Below are 19,596 nucleotides of genomic sequence, written 5' to 3'. Positions count from 1 at the left end.
GCGTTCCGCGGAACCGTTGATCTTCGCGTTCCGCGGAACCGTTGATCTTCGCGTTCCGCGGAACCGTTGATCTTCGCGTTCCGCGGAACCGTCCTCACTGGGACGGCGGCAGGTCGGGAGGACCCGAGGGCACGGATACGCGGATCCGCTCGTTCGGTTACCGTTCGTAGCGTGGGTGTGTCGGCGGGTCGTCGCGGGCTGGGCACACGGGGCATGCGTCTCGCCCAAACCCACCGGCGCGCGGCCCGGACCGGCGGCCTGCTGGTCGCCGCGCTGGCCGTGGCGGCGGGCAGCCAGTCGGCGGTCGTGCCAGAGGCGCGGCCGGCGGCCGTGGCCGTGGACCCCTCGTCCCCGCGGCCGCGTCACGAGGACGCGGCGCCGGCGCCGGATCAGCCGGGCAGCCACGGCGTCGGGCATCGCACGGTGACGATCGCCGACGCGGGCCGGCACCGCACGCTGGTCACGTCCGTCTGGTATCCGACGCATGCGCGGCTGCCCGCGCCGCCGGCCGACGGTCGCCCACCGGTGGGCGACGGGGTGCAGCCCGCGCGGTACGAGATCGCGCCGGAGGTGAGCTACCTGTCGCGGGTGGCGGTCGCCGACGCGTCGCCTGAGCGGGGGCCGTTCCCGCTGGTGGTGTTCTCGCACGGCAGCGCCGGCAACCGGGTCCAGTTCGCCTCGCTCGCCGAGACCCTCGCCAGCCACGGGTACGTCGTGGCCGCCCCGGACCACCCGGGCGACACGATGGCCGACGTCGCCGCGGGCCCGAGCGAGTCGCTCGTCGATCTGGCCAGCGACCGCCCGATGGACGTCAGCGTGGTTCTCGACTGGATGCTCTGCCCCGGGCGGCCCTTCGCGCCGATCCTGGCGGCGGACAAGGTCGCGGTCGTCGGCTTCTCCTTCGGCGGCCTGACGGCGGTCGCGTCGTCCGTGGGGCTGCTGCGCGCGCCCGCCGACCCCCGGGTCCGGGTGTCGGTGGGGATCTCGCCGGCCACGGAGGCACTGCCCGCGAACCTGCTGGCGCGGGTGCGGATCCCCACGCTGCTGATCGCCGGCACCGCTGACGGCGTCACGCCGCCCGGGCCGGGTGCGGATCAGACTTTCCGTGAGCTCACCGCGTCGCCCGGCCGGGCGGAGGTGGTCGTCACGGGTGCCACGCACAACTCGTTCGGCGACCTGTGTGACCAGGTCTATCTGACGGCGGACGGACGGGTCCCCGCCGGCATCCGCCTGCGTATGCAGCTGGGAGCGCTGCTGACCTGCCTGCCGCCGCTGGCCGACGCGACGCTCGTCCAGCGGGTGACCCGCTGGTACACCGTCGCCTATCTGGAGCGCCACCTGCGCGGCGACACCCGGTTTGACCGCTACCTCACGCCAGCGGCGGCCAGGGCGCTCCCGCTTCCGGTGACGGTCCGTTCAGCGCGCTGATCTGTTCAGCGCCCCGATCCGTTCAGTGCGCCGATCCGTTCTTCAGTGCCCTGAGCGACGACGAACCGGGCGACGCCGGCCTCAGGCCGACCGGGCGGGTGGGCGCTGGGCGTGGCCCACCGAACGGAGGGCGGGCTGGTGGGTGGCTGCCCGCGGCGTGCCCCGGGTGGCGGCCCGGGTCGTCGAGCGGGCCGGTTCCTCGTCCGGGTCGGCCGCGGCCTCCTCGGCGTCCTCGACCTCGCGCGGCTCTCCGCCGGCCATGAAGCCGTGGGCGCCGCCCGCGTGGGTCCCGTTGCCGTTCGCGTTGCCGTGGGCGCCGAGGCCGCCGAGCTGGTGGCCGGCCTCGCCGCCGCCCCCGTCGCCGTTCGCCCCGGCGGCGCCGTCCCAGATCTCCGGGTCGATGTAGATGGCCCGCGTCATCCCGCCGTGCCCGTGGATGGCGAGCAGGGTCTCCATGTTCGGGTAGATCGTGGTCGACTCCAGCCCGGAGGCCCACCAGAGCACGCAGGTACCGTCCGGTGCCTGGGCGCCGAACGCGACGGCGCCAGTGCCGGAGACCCCGGACACGTCCACGTCCCGCTCGAGCTGGAACCTGCGCACCTGTCGCGCGGACATCGCCTGGGATGACCTCCTCGTGGAGCACGAGCGTCCCCGCGCCGCCCGACCGGTCGCGATGACCGTAGGACTGGCACGGTACCGGCCTCACGGCCGGACTGACGATCCGGGACGGCCAGTCCCAGACCGGTCGGCACACGGTAGCGGCTCAGGCCCGTCCAGGTCATCCCTTTGCGTCTTACGGCCACCATCGTCGCGCGCGGCCGTCGGCCACGCGCAGGTCAGCATGGCGGGCCGGGCGGGCTGGGACCACAGCCGGCGCGCCACCCGGGATCCCCGCCAAGGTCACGTGAGTGGGCGGAAGGAGCCGGTCGGGCGGTCGAAGGCGTCGTGGGTGTAGACGGCGAGCGTCGCGGCGAGGTCGTGAGGCTCCACGCCGTGGGCGGCGAGGGTAAGCCAGAGACCGGACATGAGCATGAGGCAGTGGTGCAGCAGGCACTCGGGATAGCCGGGGATCTGGGTGGTGGCCGCGGCGTAGAAGGCCTGGGCGGCCGCGGCGTCGTCGGTGAGGGCGGCGAGCGCGCCCGCGCGTACCTGCGCGGTCAGGAACTCCCAGACCCGTTCGGTCTCCGGTGCCTGGGGCCCACGCCAGACGCCACCGAACGACAGCTGGCGCAGCACCTCGGTCGGGGCATAGCCGGTGCGCAGGTGCAGCACGACCGCCCAGGAGGCGGTCAGCCAGCACACCGCGCGCAGCGTGGGCATCGGGTCGCCGCCGAGCCGGTCGACCAGGACGCTCTCGGCCTCGGCCCGGGTCGCCGGGTCGAGCCAGCGCAGGACCTCGCGCTCGACCGTGACGATCTCCTCGATCGGCAGGTCCCCGGGGTGCGGACGAGCCAGAGCCGCGGCCCGTCGGGAGATCGTGTCCACGAGTGCCAGCGCGCCTGGCTCAGGAAGTGTCTGCCAGGCAAGACCCGCTGGCGCCATGCCGACACACGCTAGTCCCCGTCACCCCCCTTTCACCATATGGCCAAACGATTCGGCGCGCCGACGGGCGATTCCCCACAGCCCGTGACCCGACCATGACCCGAGCGTCGGGGCCGCGGACGCCGAGTGGCCGCCTGGGCCGGTATCGGTGGCGGCACGCCGGCAGGGCCCCCGACGACCCACGTCAGCGGGTCGTCGGGGGCCCTGTCCGTGGCGGGGGCGAGGCCTCGTGCGGCCGGGTTACCCCGCCGAAGCGGGGTCGGTGGCCCGGACGCCCTCGGTGTCACCCGGGCGGCGCGAGTCGTGCGTGCCCGGACGACGCGGGCCTGGCGGCCCGGGCGTCAGCCGCCGAGGAGGTCGAGGACGGCCGTCGAGGGGAGCTCGTCGGCCGACTCGGCCAGATGGCGGCGCCAGAGTGCCTCGGCGGCGTCCGCCTCGCCTCGCTCGATCAGCTCGACGAGACGGCTGTGGACATCATGGTGATCGGCCAGCGAGCCATGCGTGCCCGCGGTGACGGCGGACCCGGCGGCATCCGGATGGTCGCCCGCGGCCGGCTGGTGGCTGGTCGCGGTGTGCAGGATGTGCCGGAGCATGTTGTCGATCACCGTGAGGGTCTGGTTTCCCCCCAGCTCGACGAGCAGGTGGTGGAAGCCGTTCAGGGAGACCCTTGGGTCGGGCACGGCGCCGTCCACGCCGGCGCCAGCGGCGCCCTGTTGGCCCGCGTCGTACCGGCCGGGACCGCCGGGGCTCGCCTGACCGTCCCGACCGCCGCCGCCGCCGCCGTCGATCGCCGACGCCGACTCGGACAGCGCTGCCCGCAGCCGGCTCAGCACCGGCTGTGCCGGCGCCTCGGCGAGCATCCGGACCGCCGGCGCCTCCAGGGAGGCCCGGGCGCGCTGGACGTCGGCGACGGTGGTGCGGCGGTGCTCGAGGACCAGGCCCGCGTAGCGCGCGGCGACGTGGCCGTCCGGCCGGTGGACCCGGGCGCCTCCGTGGGCCCCCCGGCGGACCGAGATGAGCGCCTCGGACTCCAGTACCCGGAACGCCTCGCGCAGGGTCGGTCTGGAGACCCCGAACTGTTCCATCAGCACGGCCTCAGGTGGCAGCGCGTCGCCTTCGACCAGCTCGCCGCGCACGATCTGACGGCGAAGGTGCGCTGCCACGAGCTCGGCGGTCTTGGGTACCCGCACGTGCCGCCCGACACGCCCGTCGTCGAGCGCGCTGGTCGGGGTCGGGCGCGCGGCGCCGGCCGTGCCGRGGCCGCCAGCCACCCGGGTCACGCGGACCGGGTGYACGGACCGCCGGGCGGTGTCCAGGTTCGTGGCCGGTTGCAGTAACGCCATGACGTCGTCCCCCTGTAGGTGGCGGCGGCCGGCCTGTCGCCAGACCGCGTGGATCGCTGACGCGATGTCGCCGCGAGTCTTACAGGGGGTGTTGTAGTCGCCCGGTTACGGGTTAGGTAATACCACGGTGTGATACGAATAATGTAACACACTGTGAAGATACCTGATTACTATCTGTGTATATCGATGGAGCGCTGACCGTCGACGGTCCCAGGCTGGCGGCCCTTGCCGATGGCTGACGACCTGCGATTCTATGGCTGCGAACGGTGATGGGCGCTCAGGGCGACCATGGTCCGGGCGAGCACGCTCGGTGGCGCATCGGCGGGTCCGAGTTCCACGTCGACCACAGCCAGTCGCCGCCCGACATGTCGGACCGTGGCCACGGCCGCCACGTCGTCCTCCAGTGGCAGTGACCGGATCACCGTCAGGTCCAGCGACAGGACGTGGACGGCGGACCCGGTCGGCAGCCGGCGGGTGAGCGCGGTGCTGACCGCCGCGTCCGCGAGCGCGCAGCAGGCGGCCGCGTGGAACCGGCCGAGCCGGTTCGCGAGCCAGCCGGCCGGTGGCAGGCGCAGCAGCAGCCGGTCGCCGTCGCCGTGGACCTCCGCGCCGAGCGCGCCGAGCAGTGGGTGCGACGGGGGCAGGTGGCTGACCGACGCGCGGCCGACTGGCCCGCCCGGCACCGCGCTCCCGGCGGTGACGCCCCCCACGGGCACCGGGTCCGCCGGATGATCCTGGCCACTGCCGACGGGCTCGGCCGAGTGGCTGGCCGCGGAGGTGCCAGCATCCGACGCCGACGCCGACGCCGACGGCGCTGGTGACGCCGACGCCGACGGTGACGAGTCGGCCGGGCGGACGATCGCGCAGATCGCGGACGCCTCGGCCAGCGGGCGGCCGTCGGGCGTACTGATCGTCGCGGTCGCGCGCCGCAGCCGAGCCTCCGGCTCGTCGCCGTCGCCAGCGGCGACCGAGGCCTCGGCGCGCAGCCGGACCGGCCGTTCGCGCTGGCGGGCTGCCACCGGGTCGGGGACGAACATCGACGCCGGCGGGCGCGCCTCGTCGGCGTCGTCCGCGTCGGGCCAGCCGGCGACCGGACCCTGGGTACGCAGCTGCAGGGCGGTGGTCACGGTCAGGTCGCCGGGGCGCAGGGAGGTTCCGGCGGCGGAGGCGAGCGCCATCTCGGCGAGGGCGGCGACGGCGGTGGTGCTGAGCCGCGGGCCGGGCGTCGGGCCGGTCAGCCACGCGGGGACGGTCATCGTGAGGCTGGCGAGCCCCTCCGCGGCCGTGAGCACCCGGGTGCCGGCCGCGTCCCCGAACGGGTCGCCGGGCGGCGCGCCCATCTCCTCGGTCAACTCTGTCTCTGTCTCGGCGAGCTCCGCCCGGCCGCGCTCCACCTCGGCTGGCACCGGATCGGCCGGCGGCGGGGGGCTGGCGGGGTGATCGGCCGCTCCGGAGAGATGACGCGACCAGTTGCCCAGCCGCCGCAGGCTCTCCAGCCGCTCGGCGCCGCCGGCCACGGCGAGGCCGTCGGCGCTGGGGAGCTCGTCGGAAAGCGAGCGGGCGTCGGCTGCTGGCGCGTCGTCGGCGGCCAGGATGCCCGCCTCGTCCCCGATCACGGGGTTCTGTCTAGCAGGATCGAGCCGTCACCAGAACGACCGCCCTTGCCCGGGTGACCGGTATCACGTTTGAGAACTCTTCGGATACCTAGAGTGCCGCCAATGTCGTAGCTATTTCTGCTTTATGTCTGATTAGCCGGAATAGCCGGGCTCGCGATCCCGGCTCCGGACGGACGGAGTGGCGGAACCGGCCGAGGGGGCCGGTTCCGCGGCCCGTCCCCGCCGATCCCGTCCTTCAGGCGGAACCGGCGGGGCGACGAGACGCGGGAGGGCGAGCTGGCGGCGGACGGAGTCACGCGGCGACGGGCGTGAACTCCTCGGCCTCGAGGGTCACGGCGACGGCGTGGACCACGGAGGCGATCCGGAGCGCGTCCTGGACGACCTCGCGGGTCACCCCCCGGCCGCGCAGCTCGTGCTCGTGTGCCTGCAGGCAGCGGCCACAGCCGTTGACCGCGGAGGCCGCGAGCGACCACAGCTCGAAGTCGACCTTGTCGACGCCCGGGTTGGCGATCGCGTTCATCCGCAGCCCGGCCCGCATCCGGTCGTACTCCTCGTCCTCGAGGAGGTGCAGCGACCGGTAGTACACGTTGTTCATCGCCATCAGCGCGGCGGCGGTCCTGGCCGCGCGGTAGGCCTCCGGCGACAGGTGCTCGCGTACCTGTGCGTCGAGCTCGGCGATGACGGTACGGCCTCGGCTGGCGAGCGCGGCGGTCAGCACCGTGCCCCACAGCTGCCGCTCGGTGAGCTGGGTCTGGCTGGTGACCGAGCCCAGGTTGAGCCGCAGGTCCTTGGCGTACTCGGGCAGCGCGGCGCGCAGCGTCTCGACGCTCATCAGGCGGCCACCTCCACCTTGCCCTGCTCGGGAACGATCTTGCCGCCGACCGACAGGGTGTTCTGGCCCTTCTGCCAGTTGCAGGGGCACAGCTCGTCGGTCTGGAGCGCGTCGAGCACCCGCAGGACCTCGTTCGGGTTACGGCCGACGCTGCCGGCGGTGACCATGGTGAACTGGATCACGCCGTCCGGGTCGATGACGAAGGTCGCCCGCTGCGCGACGCCGTCATCACCGAGGACGCCGGCCGCCGCCGTGAGCTCCTTCTTGATGTCGGCGAGCATCGGGAACGGCAGGTCGCGCAGGTCCTCGTGGTTCTGGCGCCATGCCAGGTGGACGAACTCGCTGTCGGTGGAGACGCCGAGGATCTGGGCGTCCCGGTCGGCGAACTCCTCGTTGAGTCGCCCGAACGCGGCGATCTCGGTCGGACAGACGAAGGTGAAGTCCTTCGGCCAGAAGAAGACGACGCGCCACTGGCCGGAACGGCTGGCGGAGGTCTCCTGGACGAACGCGGTGTCGGCGTCGTTGGAGACGACGGCGGTCAGGTCGTATGTGGGGAAAGCGTCACCGACGGTAAGCACGGTAGTGGGTGTCCTGTCTCTCGGCTGATCCACAAGAGGTCGTCAGTCCACTGTGGATCGTCCCGACCTAGAAGAGAAATCGAAAGATTCCGAAGAACTGATAGTGTTTCCCTATGGCCAAGCCTCAGCCCACGCTGGCTCAGCTGCGCGCGCTCGTCGCCGTGGCCGAGCACCGCCACTTCGGCCGAGCCGCCGCCGCCCTGCACGTCAGCCAGCCGACGCTGTCCAGCGCCGTCGCCGCGCTGGAGAAGACGATGGGCGTCCAGCTCGTGGAGCGCACCACCCGCAGCGTGCTGCTGACCCCCGTCGGAGACGAGGTCGTCCGCCGCGTCGGCGACGTGCTCACCGCCGTCGACGACATCGTGACGGTGGCGCTGCGTGCCCAGGCCCCGCTCACCGGCGACATCACGCTCGGTGTCATCCCGACGGTCGCGCCGTACCTGTTGCCGCGGCTCATGCCGATGCTGCGCGGCCTGCGGCCGGACGCCAGATTCGCGCTGCGGGAGGAGCAGACCGCCCCGCTGCTGGCCAGCCTGCGCGCCGGCGCGACCGACGTCGCGCTGCTGGCCCTGCCGATCGAGGAGCGGGGGATCGCCGAGATCCCCATCTACGACGAGGACTTCGTGCTCGTGACCCCCGACGGCCACCCGCTGGCCGGCGCCGGGGCCGTACCGGTCGCGGCACTCGGCGGCCAGGACCTGCTGCTGCTCGAGGACGGCCACTGCTTCCGGGCGCAGGCGCTCGAGGTCTGCCAGGAGGCCGGCGCGCGCGAGCGCTCCTCGCTGCGGGCGGCGAGCCTGTCGACCGTCGTGCAGATGGTCGCCGGCAACCTCGGCGTCACGCTGCTGCCCGCCTCCGCCGTCACCGTCGAGGTCGGCGAGGGCCGGGGCAGGGGGCTCGCCGTGGCCACCTTCCGCACCCCGGCGCCGCGGCGGCGGATCGGCCTCGCCTACCGCGAGACCTCGGCCCGCGCCCGGGACTGGTCCCTGCTCGCCGCCGACGTTCGGGCCTCGCTGCCCGGCACCGCCCTACCGCTAGCCTCGGTCGCCGCCTGACGGCGGAGCCACAGGGGGCGGAGCCACGGGTGAGGTCGGTGAGGGCCCCCGCGGCGGCGCGGGCCGCGCGGGGGGCGGCGTCAAGGTGACCGGGGTGACGGCGCACTGCCAGCGGGGGCCCAACGTGATCGTGAGGACGGTCGGCTCGGCGTGGTCGACCTGGAGCGTGACGTGGTCGATGTGCCAGCGTTCCCGCAGCAGCAGCCGCGCCGTGTTCTGGACCCGGTGGCAGTCACCGCCCTCGTCCACCAGCAGGTGCGCGGACAGCGCCGGCAGGCCGGACGTGACCTCCCAGACGTGCAGGTCGTGCACGTCGGCCACCTCGTCGATCGAGGCGAGCGCCTGGCCGATCTCGGCCGGGTCGACGCCGACCGGCGCCGCCTCCATGAACACCCGGCCGGTGTCGCGGATCAGCCCGGCCCCGGCGCGGACCATCAGGCCGGCGACGACCAGCGCCGCCAGCGGGTCGGCCCGGGTGAAGCCGGTCAGTATGATCACCAGCCCGGCGGCGGCCGTCGCGATGAACGCGAACAGGTCGGTGAGCACGTGCTGGAAGGCGCCCTCGACGTTCAGGCTGCGCCGGTCGGCACGGGCCAGCAGCGCCGTCGCGGCGACGTTGACCACGACGCCCACCAGCGCCGTGACGAGCACCGGGACGCCGGACACCTCGTTCGGGTGCGCCAGGCGCTGGCCGGCCTGGACGGCGAGCACCGCGGCGAGCGCCAGCAGCGCGAAGCCGTTCGCCTGTGCCGACAGGATCTCCACCCGCCGCCACCCGTAGGTGAGGCGCCCGCCGGCCGGCCGGGCCGCCAGCCGCATCGCGACCAGCGCCAGCACCAGCGCGCCGGCGTCGGTGAGCATGTGCGCCGCGTCGGAGAGCAGCGCGACCGAGCCGGCGATGATGCCGACGACGACCTCCACCAGCAGGAAGCCGCCGATCAGCGCGAGCGCCGCCCACAGCAGCCGCGCGTCCGCCGTCGCCGACGGTCGGTGCACATGCGCGCCGTGCCCGTGCCCACCGTGCCCGTGCCCACCGTGCCCGTGCCCACCGTGCCCGTGATCACCGTGCCCGTGATCACCGGATCCGTGATCGCGGTGCTCGGGCTCGGGGCGCCCGTCCTGACGGCCCTCGTACTGGTGGTTCTCGTGATCGTGGTGCTCGTCCTCGTGGTGCTCGTACCGGTCGGGGGTCGCGTAGCCGTCGCGGGGTGGATGGCCTGCGTGAGCGCCGGTGCGGGGCCCCGTGGTTCCTCGCCCGCCCGCCGGGTCCGCGATCGGGTCGTCCGTGCGGGGACGGTCGTCGCGGGGAGTGCCGCCTCGCTGGCCCGCGAGCGCGCGGGCGCCGTCGGCTCCCGTCCCGTCCTGGATGCTCACGGGTGCGCGGGCCTCGCGGGAACGCGCCGGCCGGCCGTGCGCGCCGCAATTTCCCGGACCTCCGTCGGAATGCGCGCCGATTCGGTTTCCGAAACCATTTTCATTGCATTCGGACCGGTATTCGCGGGCATGCTCGCAACACTACGCCGCGGGCGCGCGGAGCCGGACCGTTCGCGGTGGCTACCGCTGCTCGTGACGGCCGCCAAGCCCTGCGCGGGTCTGCCGGCCGCCGGGTGGAGGCCTGCTCGACGCCTCCGTCTCGACGCCTCCGTGCGGCCCTGCCCGGCGGTGCCGGGGCACCAGACAAAGTGGCAAACTGTTAACATTGTCACCTATCGTGACGCCGAGAATGTACGTTTAACGGTGGGAACACCGGGAAGGTCCCGATCAGTGGACATGCCGTTGTAACGGCCTCGACGTAGCGTGGGAGAACATGAGCGGCGCGCCCATTCCAGCCGTCGGCGTCGAGGAGGAGTTCCACATCCTCGATCTGGCGACCCGGCAGCTCGTGCCCCGCGCAGGCGAGATCCTGGAACAGCTGCCAGCTGGCCCCTTCGCCCCCGAGCTGCTGAACTCCGTGGTCGAGACGAACAGCGCTCCGACGCGGGATCTGRCCGCGCTGCGGGCCGACCTCGTCGACCTGCGGCAGCGCCTCGCCGCCGCCGCCGAGCCGCTCGGCCTCGGCCCGGCCGCGGCCGGCACCGTCCCGATCGTCGACCCGACGATCCTTGAGATAAACAGCGACCCGCGCTACCTGCAGATGACCGAGGAGTACCAGATCCTCGCCCGCGAGCAGGTGATCTGCGGCGCCCACGTGCACGTCGACATCCCCGACCGGGAGACCGCGATGGCGGTGATCGCCCGCGTCGCCCCATGGCTGCCGCTGCTGCTCGCCGTCTCGGCCAGCTCACCGTTCTGGCAGGGCGCCGACAGCGGGTACGCGAGCATGCGGACCATGGTCTGGGGGCGCTGGCCGACCGCCGGTGTCGCCGGGATGTTCCAGACGGCCGCCGAGTACGAGCACCTGGTCGCGGACCTGGTGAAGTCGGGCGTGATCAGTGACCCGGGCATGGTCTACTTCGACATCCGCCCGTCGGCCCATCTGCCCACCCTCGAGATGCGCGTCTGCGACGCCTGCCCGGACGTGGACACCGTGGTGCTCGTCGCCGGCCTGTTCCGCGGCCTGGTCAGCCACGCCATCGAGGCGATCGAGGCCGACGCGCCGTTCAGCGCCCCCCGTCCCGAGCTGCTGCGAGCGGCCACCTGGCGCGCGGCCCGCTCCGGGCTGGAAGGTGACCTGATCGAGCTGTCCGGCGTCGGTGCCGGGCCGGTGCCGGCCGAGGACCTGCTGGTCCGGCTGCTGGCCCAGATCCGCCCGCAGCTCGCGGCGGCGGGGGACTGGGAGCTGGTCGGCGGCCTCGCGGAGCAGGCCGTCGACCGGGGTAGCGCGGCGGCCGCGGCCAGGCGCGCGTTCCACCGGCGCGGCCTGCTCACCGACGTCGCCGACCTCGTGCTGGCGCGGACCCGTCAGGCCGAACCCGCCACCACCGCCCGGCACGCTCCCGTCGGCGTGCCCGTCACCGCCCGCGTTCCCGCCGGCGGCGGAGCCATCGCCGGCACCGGCGGGGGTGCCGACCAGGCTGAAGCGGACGGCGCGGCGGCAGCCGAGGGTTCCACGGGGCTGGCGCGCGCCGAGCGGGTCGCGCCGACGCTGCTCGCCGGTTACCTGGCCCATCCCGGTTTCCACGCCGGCGGCGTCGACGAGGCGGTCGACGCCCGGGGCCCGGTCCGCTCGCCGTACCGGGGGGTGCTGCGGGCCCTGGAGCGGCTCGGCCCGGACGTCCTCACCGCGCGCTGCGCCGCCCTGGTCGCCGAGCAGGAGTCCCGGGGGATGGTGTTCCGGGTCGCCGGCGAGGCCGAGGGCCGTCCGCTGCCGTTCGACCTCGTCCCGCGCATCGTTGACGCCGCCGACTGGGCGACGATCAGCGCCGGCCTCGTCCAGCGCGTCCGGGCGCTGGAGGCGTTCCTGCGCGACGTCTACTCCGACCGGTTCGCCATCGCCGACGGGATCGTCCCCGACTGGATCGTCACCGCCTCGCCCGGCCTGCGCCACTGGGGCCACGCCGTCCCCGCGGGGACGATCCGCGCGACCGTGAGCGGCATCGACCTGGTCCACGACCAGGACGGTCGGTGGCTGGTGCTCGAGGACAACCTGCGGGTCCCGTCCGGCGCCGGCTACGCGGTCGCGGTCCGCCGGCTTACCCGTGCGACGCTGCCGGAGCTGTCCTCGCCGTCGGGCATTCTCGGCCTCGAAGGGGTGCCGGCGCTGCTGCGCACCGCGCTCCTGGCCGCCGCCCCGGCCGCCGCCGGCGGCCGGGACGGGCTGGGTGAACCGGCGCTCGCGGTGCTCACCTCCGGCCCCCATGACTCGGCCTACTTCGAGCACGCCTTCCTCGCGGACCGCATGGGCGTTCCGCTGGTACAGCCGGCGGACCTCCTCATCGAGGACGACGTCGTCAGCCATCGGGTGCCGGGCGGCAGGCGCCGGCGGGTCGACGTGCTCTACCGCCGGATCGACGAGGACGAGCTGTTCGCCGCCGTCGGCGCGGATGGCGTGCCGCTGGGTCCCGCGCTCGTCAGCGCGCTCGCCGCCGGCACGCTTTCCCTGGCCAACGCCCCTGGCAACGGCGTCGCCGACGACAAGGTCGTCTATGCGTACGTCCCCCGGATGATCAACTATTACCTCGGTGAACGCCCCCTGCTCGACGACGTCCAGACCTATCTCTGCGGCGACCCCGAGCARCTCGACCACGTGCTGCGACACCTCGACGAGCTGGTCGTCAAGCCCACCGACGGCTACGGCGGCGCCGGCGTGCTGATCGGCCCGGCGGCCGAGCCGTACGAGCTGACGGCCGCCCGCGAGCGCCTGCTGGCCGAGCCGCGCCACTGGATCGCGCAGGAGGTCGTCTCCCTGTCCACCCATCCGACCTGGCCCGGCATCGACCCGCCGGGCGACGAAGCGGTACCCGGCGCCACGGCGGCCGCGGCCGCCAATGGCCGGGCCAACGGGAACGCGAGCCGGCTCGAGCCGCGCGCGGTCGATCTGCGGGCCTTCGTCTACGAGGGCGAGCAGACCGTGGTGGCCCCGGCGGCGCTCAGCCGGGTCGCCCCCGCCGGCAGCCTCGTCGTCAACTCCTCGCGCGGAGGCGGCTGCAAGGACACCTGGCTGCTGCGCGCCTGACGGCGGCGTACACCCTTCAAGGTCGATTCGGGGAAATCCGACAGGAGCGGACATGTGCGGGCTGAGCGGTGAACTACGACTCGACGGGCGGCCGGCCGACGTGGCGGCGGTCGCGCGGATGACCGCCGCGATGCAACGGCGCGGGCCGGACGGCGTCGGGATCCACGCGGCGGGACCGGTGGCCCTCGGCCACCGCCGGCTGAAGATCATTGATCTCTCGGAGCGCGGCGCCCAGCCGATGACCGACGCCGAGCTGGGCCTCACCGTCGTCTTCAACGGCTGCATCTACAACTACCGTGACCTGCGCGACGAGCTGGTGGCCGCCGGCTACCGGTTCTTCTCGACGTCGGACACCGAGGTCGTGCTCAAGGCCTACCACCGCTGGGRCACCCGCTGCGTCGACCACTTCGCGGGCATGTTCGCCTTCGCCGTGCACGAGCGGGACTCCGGCCGGGTGGTGCTCGCCCGCGACCGGCTCGGCATCAAGCCGCTCTACGTCACCGCGGACGCGCACCGGATCCGGTTCGCCTCGACACTGCCGGCGCTGCTCGCCGGCGGCGGGGTGGACACCGACATCGACCTCGTCGCGCTGCATCACTACCTGTCGTTCCACGCCGTCGTGCCGCCGCCGCGCACGATCCTCACCGGCGTGCGCAAGCTGCCGCAGGCGACCATCCGGGTCATCGAGCCCGACGGCACCAGCACCGACGAGGTCTACTGGCGGCCCGACTTCACCCGCCAGTCCGAGCAGTCCAGCTGGAGCCCGGCCGACTGGCGCGACGCCGTCGGCGAGCGGCTGCGTACGGCGGTGCGCCGGCGCATGGTCGCCGACGTCCCGGTCGGCGTGCTGCTGTCCGGCGGCCTCGACTCCAGCATGATCGTCGCGCTGCTCGCCGAGGCCGGCCAGACGGACCTGGCGACCTTCAGCGTCGGCTTCGAGGCGGCCGCCGGCGAGTCCGGCGACGAGTTCCAGTACTCGGACATCGTGGCCAAGCACTTCGGCACCGACCACCACCAGATCATGGTCCCGGGCKAGGCGCTGCTGCCGGCCGTCGACGCGGCGGTCGACGCGATGAGCGAGCCGATGGTCAGCCACGACTGCGTCGCGTTCTACCTGCTCTCCCAGGAGGTCAGCCGGCACGTCACCGTGGTGCAGTCCGGCCAGGGCGCCGACGAGGTGTTCGCCGGCTACTCCTGGTACCCGCCGCTGGCGGGCGTCCCGCGTGACGAGGCCGTCGACGCCTACCTGGGGGTGTTCTCCGACCGCTCGCACGCCGACGTCACCGCGATCCTCGCGCCGGCCTACGCGCTCGACGCGGACGCCAGCCGGGCCTTCGTCCAGGGACATTTCGCCGCCCCCGGTGCCCAGACCGTCGTCGACGCGGCGCTGCGGATCGACTCCACGATCATGCTTGTCGACGACCCGGTGAAGCGGGTCGACAACATGACGATGGCCGCGGGCCTGGAGGCGCGGACGCCGTTCCTCGACCACGAGCTGGTCGAGCTCGCCGCCGCCTGCCCGCCGGAGCGCAAGCTCGCCGGCGGGGGCAAGGGCGTGCTCAAGGACATCAGCCGCTCGCTGCTGCCCGCCGAGGTCATCGACCGTCCGAAGGGCTACTTCCCGGTGCCGGCGATCCGCCACCTGTCCGGCCCGTTCCTCGACCGGGTCACCTCGGCGCTGTCCGACCCGGCCGCCCAGCGCCGCGGGCTGTTCCGCCCCGACTGGGTGCAGACCATGCTCGCGGCTCCCAACGACAACCGCACCCGGCTCGGCGCCAATGCCCTCTGGCAGGCCGCCCTCCTGGAGATGTGGCTCCAGAACCACGGCATCTAGCCGGACGATCCCGCGCGATGGTCTCCTCTGGGTGACTGTCTGGCAACAGGTGTTGACAGTCCCGTGTGGCCGGATACCAGGTATCACGGCCCGCAACTGACAAAATACCAACTGTGAAGATCGAGGAGTTGGGTGCGGACGGGACCGAGCAGGCATACGACGCCATGCGCCAGCTGCGCCCGCACCTGACCTCGGCCGGCTTCGTCCGGCTCGTCAACGAGGTGCAGCGCCCGCAGGGCTACCGGCTGGTCGGCTCCTGGGAGCCGACGTCGGGCAGGGTCGTCGCCGCCGCTGGCTTCCGCGTCCTGCACATGCTGGCGCACGGTCGCGTCCTGGTCGTCGACGACCTCTCGACCGTTCCGTCGGCCCGTGGACAGGGTCACGCCTCCCGCCTGCTCGCCTGGCTCGAGCGAGAGGCCCGCAACCAGTACTGCGCCCAGGTCCACCTCGACGCCGGCACCCACCGCTACGACGCGCACCGCCTCTACCTGCGCCACGGCTTCGCCATCAAGTCCTTCCGCCTGATGCGCCAGCTGTGAGCCGCGGGGACGGTCGAGGGCTGGGAGCGTCGGCCGGGGCGCTGTACGCTATGTCCGATGAGTACCTTCTCTGGCGGTTTCTCTGGCGGATTGGGGGCTTGGTTCATCGAAGGTGAGTGCTGATGCGCTCATCGGACGTGACCGAGGATCCCCGTCTTTCCTGTTGGCGGCGGGTGCGCGCGTTCGCGGTGCCGCCGCCCATGATCGAACGGTCGGCCGCCCGCCGGGTGGTCGGCGACTGGGCCGGCGCGTGCGCCGCGGCCCACATCGACGTCGATCTACATCCACGGTCCGTGGCCCGTACCCACGGCCAGGAGATCGCGACCCGGCTTCGGGACGACCTACGCCATCTCGCGCCCGACCTGCTTCGCTGGCATCTGCCGCGGGCGGTGCCGGACGGGCTGGTGCGCCCGGGCCTGACCATCTCGCTGGCCCGCTACCCGACGGGCGACGGCGCGCCGTTGCACCTCGTCGCCCGCACACCACCGGCGCCGGCGAGCGGCGGTCAGCGGTTCAGCCTCGGGCTGTGGGACGGGTCGTCGGTGGGTGCCGGAGGGCATCCGCGCCCTCGCCCGCATCGGCGCTTCCGCCTGGACCTGCACCGGCACCTGTGGGACGCCCGCCGCGCCGGTGAGCTGCGTACCAGAGCCGGCGCGGACCATGCGATCACCCAGGCGCGGGACGACCTGTGGCCGGACCGCGCGCTGCCGCCGGAATGCGCCGTGGACCGCTGGCCGGCGGAGGCGGAGATCCTGCTGCGCGCGGACCGCCGGGCCGAGGACGCCGTGTCGGTCCGGCTCGGCGCCCGGCGGCTGCTGGCGCTGCGGCTCGCCAGGTCCGGGCCTCGGCTCGCCGGCGCCTCGCGGGGCTCGTCGTGGCCGCCGGACCTGCCGGTGCTTCCCGACGCCTCGACGTGGGTTCCCCCCGATCTGCTGCTACTGCGGGCGGGGCTGATCGCCCCCGACCAGCTGCACCCGCTGGTGGCCGAAGCACTGGTACCGACCCAGCCACGGCCGAGTCCGGCCGCCGACGGCGGCTTCGCGACCGACGGCGGCTTCGTGACCCGGTTCGTGGACTGCCGCGGCCAGCGGCACCGGATCGGCCTGGTCGACGGGGTGCTCGTCCCGCTGGACCACGACCCGGCCGAGATCCGCCGTGAGGAGCTGCTCACCGCGCTGACCGGCCCGCCGGCACCGTGCCTCCAGATGATCGACGACGTTCATCGGCGCCCGGCGAACCTCGACGACATTCGTGCCCGGCTGGACCACGGCGACATCGCCGGAGCCCTGGCAGCGGTGGAGACGCTCCTCGGGCCGGCGGCGGTCCTGCGGGACGGCCCCCTGCGCGACGAGCTGGTGGCGGCCGCGCGCGGGCGCGTCGCCTACGGGCTGTACCGGTCGGGGCTGTCCGACCGCCGGGCGCAGCGCGCCCCGAAGCCCCGCGACCGCCGGCGTCACCCCCGGCACGCGCAGCACCACTGACGGCCGKCCTCGGCCGTCCGTCCCCTGACGCACTCGCCTTTCGCGCGCCCGCCGCGCCCACCCCAACAGGTGATCACTCATGCCCGTACCAACGCTGTCCACATCGACGCTGCCCACTCCGACGCTGGCCACGTCCATGCCGGTCGGGACCGCGCGGCCCACGACCCCACCGCCCATGTCGACCCTGGCCGCCTCATCCCGCGGGCGTACCGACCAGCTCGCCGTCGCGGACGACCTGCTCGCCCTGCTGACCACCACCGCGAGCGAACCGCGCCAGGACCCACAGCTGGAGGCCCTGATGCTCGCGGTGGCGGCCGACCTGCCGGTGCTGCTCTGGGGCGAGCCGGGAATCGGCAAGACCTCCGCGCTGACCCAGCTCGCCCACTCCCTCGACCTGCCGCTGACGACCGTGATCGCGAGCGTGCACGAGCCGTCCGACTTCGCCGGCCTGCCCGTCGTCGGCGACGACCCGGCCGTCCAGGGCGTCCCGATGGCACCGCCGGACTGGGCCGTGCGCCTGGTCCAGGCGGGCCGAGGGCTGCTCTTCCTCGACGAGCTGTCGACCGCGCCGCCGGCGGTCCAGGCCGCCCTGCTGCGCCTGGTCCTGGAGCGGCGCGTCGGCGCACTGCGGCTGCCGGCCGGGGTGCGGATCGTCGCCGCAGCCAATCCCCGGTCCTCAGCGGCCGACGGCTGGGAGCTCAGCCCGCCGCTCGCCAACCGGTTCGTGCACCTTCCCTGGGTGCACGAACCGGACGTCGTCGTGCGCGGCCTCGGCGGTACCTGGCCGGCGGCGACGCTGCCGCTGCTCGACCAGGCGCGACTGCCCGAGGCCGTGGCGTTCGCCCGGCGGGCCGTGTGCGGGCTGCTCGCAGCCCGTCCCGGGCTCGTGCACCGGCTGCCGGACAGGGAGGCCCGCCGAGGCGGCGCCTGGCCGTCGCCCCGTAGCTGGGACATGACGCTGCGGCTGGTCGCCTTCGCGACGGCCGCTGGCACGTCGCGGGAGGTCCTGTCGACGCTGGCCCGGGGGACTGTCGGAGATGGCCCGGGGCTGGAGCTTCTCGCCAGCCTGGACCGGCTGGACCTGCCCGATCCCGAGACGCTGCTCGCCGACCCGGCGGGGGCCGAGCTGCCCGAACGGGGCGACCTGCGGCAGGCCGTCCTGGACGGCGTCGTCGACGCGGTCCGCCGCCGCCCGGGCAAGGACCGCTGGGACGCGGCCTGGGCGCTGCTCGTCCGGGCGCTGGACACCGGCGAGCCGGACCTCGTGGTCGTCCCGGCGACCACGCTCGCCGCGCTGCGCCAGCCGGACTGGGAGGTCCCCGAGGCGATCGAACGGCTCGCCGGCGTGGTCTCCCTGGCCCGGCGGGCGGACGCCGCCGGGACTGCCCGATGACGCCGGCGACGCCGGGGGTGCCGGCCGCGGCGGGCCCGCGCGCCAAGCCGGGCGCGTGGGTGCCGGCAGGCGCGACGGCGGCGGTGAGCGGGCGAATCACCCTGGACCGGGAGAAGCTGCTCGCCGCGCGGCTGCTCGCCGTCCAGGCGCGTCCCTATCTGGCGACCGCGCTGTTCGCGCTGCACCCGGTCGAGTCACGCCGGGTGCCGACGATGGCCGTCGACCGGCACTGGCGCTGCTACGTCTCGCCGACGTTCGTAAACCGGATGTCGTTGGAGGAGCTCGCCGGTGTGTGGGTGCACGAGGTGTCGCACCTGCTGCGCGACCATCCCGGCCGTGGCGACCGGTACGCGCGCGAGCACGGCGTCGACGGGCCGGGGGAGCGGCTGCGGATGAACATCGCGGCCGACTGCGAGATCAACGACGACGTCTACGGTGACGGCCTCGCCCGTCCCGTCGGCGCCGTCCGGCCCGACCTTCTCCGGCTGCCCGAGGGGAAGCTCATGGAGGAGTACCTGGGCATGTTCCGGCTGAACCCGTATACCGAGAGCCTCGCCTGGCTGGACTGCGGCAGCGGCGCCGACGGCCTGGAACGGGACTGGGACCTTGGGTCCGTCGGCGCGCACGCCCTGAGCCCACAGGAACGGGACGCGGTCCGCTTCCGAGTCGCGCAGGGCATCACCGGCAGCCCGGGCAGTGTCCCGGCCGGCTGGCGGCGATGGGCCGAGGACGCGTTCCACCCGCCGCGGGCATGGCGGGACCTGCTCGGCGCGGCCGTCCGGGCCGCGCTGTCCGCCTCCGGTGCCGGCGACGACTACACCTACGGCCGCCCGGCCCGGCGCGGCGCGGCCGTTCCCGGCGCGGTCCTGCCAAGCCTGCGTCGCATGCCTCCCCGGGTCGGCGTCGTCATCGACACGTCCGGGTCGGTGAGTGACGCCGAGCTGGGCAGCGCCCTGCTCGAGGTCACCGCGATCGGCCGCGCCGTCGGCGGACGTGGCGACCTGGTGACCGTCGTGCCGTGCGACGCGGCCGCCCAGGCGGTGCGCTCGCTGTGCCACGCCGAGGGCATACCCCTGATCGGCGGCGGGGGGACGAACCTGTGCGCCGGTCTCGACGCGGCGCTGCGGGCCCGGCCGCGCCCGGACGTTCTCGTCGTCCTGACCGACGGGCAGACCCCCTGGCCGCGGCTGAGCCCGTCGTGTCGCACCGTCATCGGCCTTTTCGACCGGCGGCCGTCGCCGGGGCGGGAGTCCTCCAGGTGGGATCTGCCGCCCGCCTGGGCGACGGTGGTCACCATCGGCGCCGGTACGTGAGCGGTTCCCGCGCGATGCTCCGCCCCC

At 74.0% G+C, this 19,596-nt stretch carries 15 protein-coding genes; 8 read left to right on the top strand and 7 right to left on the bottom strand.

Annotated features, from left to right (window positions below; genetic code table 11):
* The first annotated feature begins 213 nt into the window (after window positions 1-213).
* Window positions 214-1,428, top strand: coding sequence for an alpha/beta hydrolase family protein (locus BCD49_RS17125; RefSeq protein ID WP_007516151.1), 1,215 nt, complete (start codon window positions 214-216; stop codon window positions 1,426-1,428).
* 81 nt (window positions 1,429-1,509) lie between these two features.
* Here the strand turns inward: BCD49_RS17125 and BCD49_RS17120 are convergent, their stop codons facing one another.
* The 6 genes from BCD49_RS17120 to BCD49_RS17095 form a co-directional block, all read right to left on the bottom strand.
* Window positions 1,510-2,043 (bottom strand): hypothetical protein, encoded by a 534-nt coding sequence (locus BCD49_RS17120; RefSeq protein ID WP_007516150.1) that lies wholly within the window; start codon window positions 2,041-2,043, stop codon window positions 1,510-1,512.
* Window positions 2,044-2,328: 285 nt separating this feature from the next.
* On the bottom strand, window positions 2,329-2,970 hold the full coding sequence (locus BCD49_RS17115) for a hypothetical protein (protein ID WP_007516149.1): 642 nt from the start codon (window positions 2,968-2,970) through the stop codon (window positions 2,329-2,331).
* Window positions 2,971-3,311: 341 nt separating this feature from the next.
* Window positions 3,312-4,313 carry a FadR/GntR family transcriptional regulator gene (locus tag BCD49_RS17110; RefSeq protein WP_071041667.1) on the bottom strand — a complete coding sequence of 334 codons (1,002 nt, stop codon included), beginning with the start codon at window positions 4,311-4,313 and terminating at the stop codon, window positions 3,312-3,314.
* A gap of 251 nt (window positions 4,314-4,564) precedes the next feature.
* Window positions 4,565-5,929: a PaaI family thioesterase gene (locus BCD49_RS17105; protein WP_007516147.1), complete on the bottom strand. Its 1,365-nt coding sequence runs from the start codon at window positions 5,927-5,929 to the stop codon at window positions 4,565-4,567.
* A gap of 292 nt (window positions 5,930-6,221) precedes the next feature.
* Window positions 6,222-6,761, bottom strand: coding sequence for a carboxymuconolactone decarboxylase family protein (locus tag BCD49_RS17100; RefSeq protein WP_007516146.1), 540 nt, complete (start codon window positions 6,759-6,761; stop codon window positions 6,222-6,224).
* The gene (locus tag BCD49_RS17095) at window positions 6,761-7,339 is read right to left on the bottom strand and encodes a peroxiredoxin (RefSeq protein WP_007516145.1); all 579 of its coding nucleotides are present in this window, start codon (window positions 7,337-7,339) and stop codon (window positions 6,761-6,763) included. The genes BCD49_RS17100 and BCD49_RS17095 overlap by 1 nt, the downstream gene beginning before the upstream one ends.
* 113 nt (window positions 7,340-7,452) lie before the next feature.
* Between BCD49_RS17095 and BCD49_RS17090 the strand changes: the two genes are divergently transcribed.
* Window positions 7,453-8,394, top strand: coding sequence for a hydrogen peroxide-inducible genes activator (locus tag BCD49_RS17090; protein WP_007516144.1), 942 nt, complete (start codon window positions 7,453-7,455; stop codon window positions 8,392-8,394).
* Here the strand turns inward: BCD49_RS17090 and BCD49_RS17085 are convergent.
* Complete coding sequence (locus tag BCD49_RS17085; protein ID WP_007516143.1) at window positions 8,374-9,768, bottom strand: cation diffusion facilitator family transporter; 1,395 nt, start codon at window positions 9,766-9,768, stop codon at window positions 8,374-8,376. The two genes, BCD49_RS17090 and BCD49_RS17085, sit on opposite strands and share 21 nt — an antisense overlap.
* A 433-nt stretch (window positions 9,769-10,201) precedes the next feature.
* Here BCD49_RS17085 and BCD49_RS17080 point away from each other — a divergent pair, with 433 nt between their 5' ends.
* From BCD49_RS17080 to BCD49_RS17055, 6 genes are all read left to right on the top strand, one after another.
* The gene (locus BCD49_RS17080; protein WP_071041666.1) at window positions 10,202-13,009 is read left to right on the top strand and encodes a carboxylate--amine ligase/circularly permuted type 2 ATP-grasp protein; all 2,808 of its coding nucleotides are present in this window, start codon (window positions 10,202-10,204) and stop codon (window positions 13,007-13,009) included.
* Between the two features lie 52 nt (window positions 13,010-13,061).
* On the top strand, window positions 13,062-14,843 hold the full coding sequence (locus BCD49_RS17075) for an N-acetylglutaminylglutamine amidotransferase (protein WP_071041665.1): 1,782 nt from the start codon (window positions 13,062-13,064) through the stop codon (window positions 14,841-14,843).
* Window positions 14,844-14,956: 113 nt separating this feature from the next.
* The gene (locus BCD49_RS17070; protein ID WP_007516140.1) at window positions 14,957-15,382 is read left to right on the top strand and encodes a GNAT family N-acetyltransferase; all 426 of its coding nucleotides are present in this window, start codon (window positions 14,957-14,959) and stop codon (window positions 15,380-15,382) included.
* A gap of 122 nt (window positions 15,383-15,504) precedes the next feature.
* A complete protein-coding gene (locus tag BCD49_RS17065; protein ID WP_007516139.1) occupies window positions 15,505-16,863 on the top strand; it encodes a hypothetical protein in 1,359 nt (452 codons plus the stop codon).
* Window positions 16,864-17,038: 175 nt separating this feature from the next.
* Window positions 17,039-18,256, top strand: a complete 1,218-nt coding sequence (locus BCD49_RS17060) for an AAA family ATPase (RefSeq protein WP_051467581.1) — start codon at window positions 17,039-17,041, stop codon at window positions 18,254-18,256.
* A complete protein-coding gene (locus tag BCD49_RS17055; RefSeq protein WP_007516137.1) occupies window positions 18,253-19,569 on the top strand; it encodes a vWA domain-containing protein in 1,317 nt (438 codons plus the stop codon). The genes BCD49_RS17060 and BCD49_RS17055 overlap by 4 nt, the downstream gene beginning before the upstream one ends.
* Window positions 19,570-19,596: the final 27 nt, after the last annotated feature.

Source organism: Pseudofrankia sp. EUN1h (assembly GCF_001854645.1).
In the GTDB taxonomy this organism is placed as follows: Bacteria; Actinomycetota; Actinomycetes; order Frankiales; family Frankiaceae; genus Pseudofrankia; species Pseudofrankia saprophytica.
This window is presented reverse-complemented; position numbering and strand designations above follow the sequence as displayed.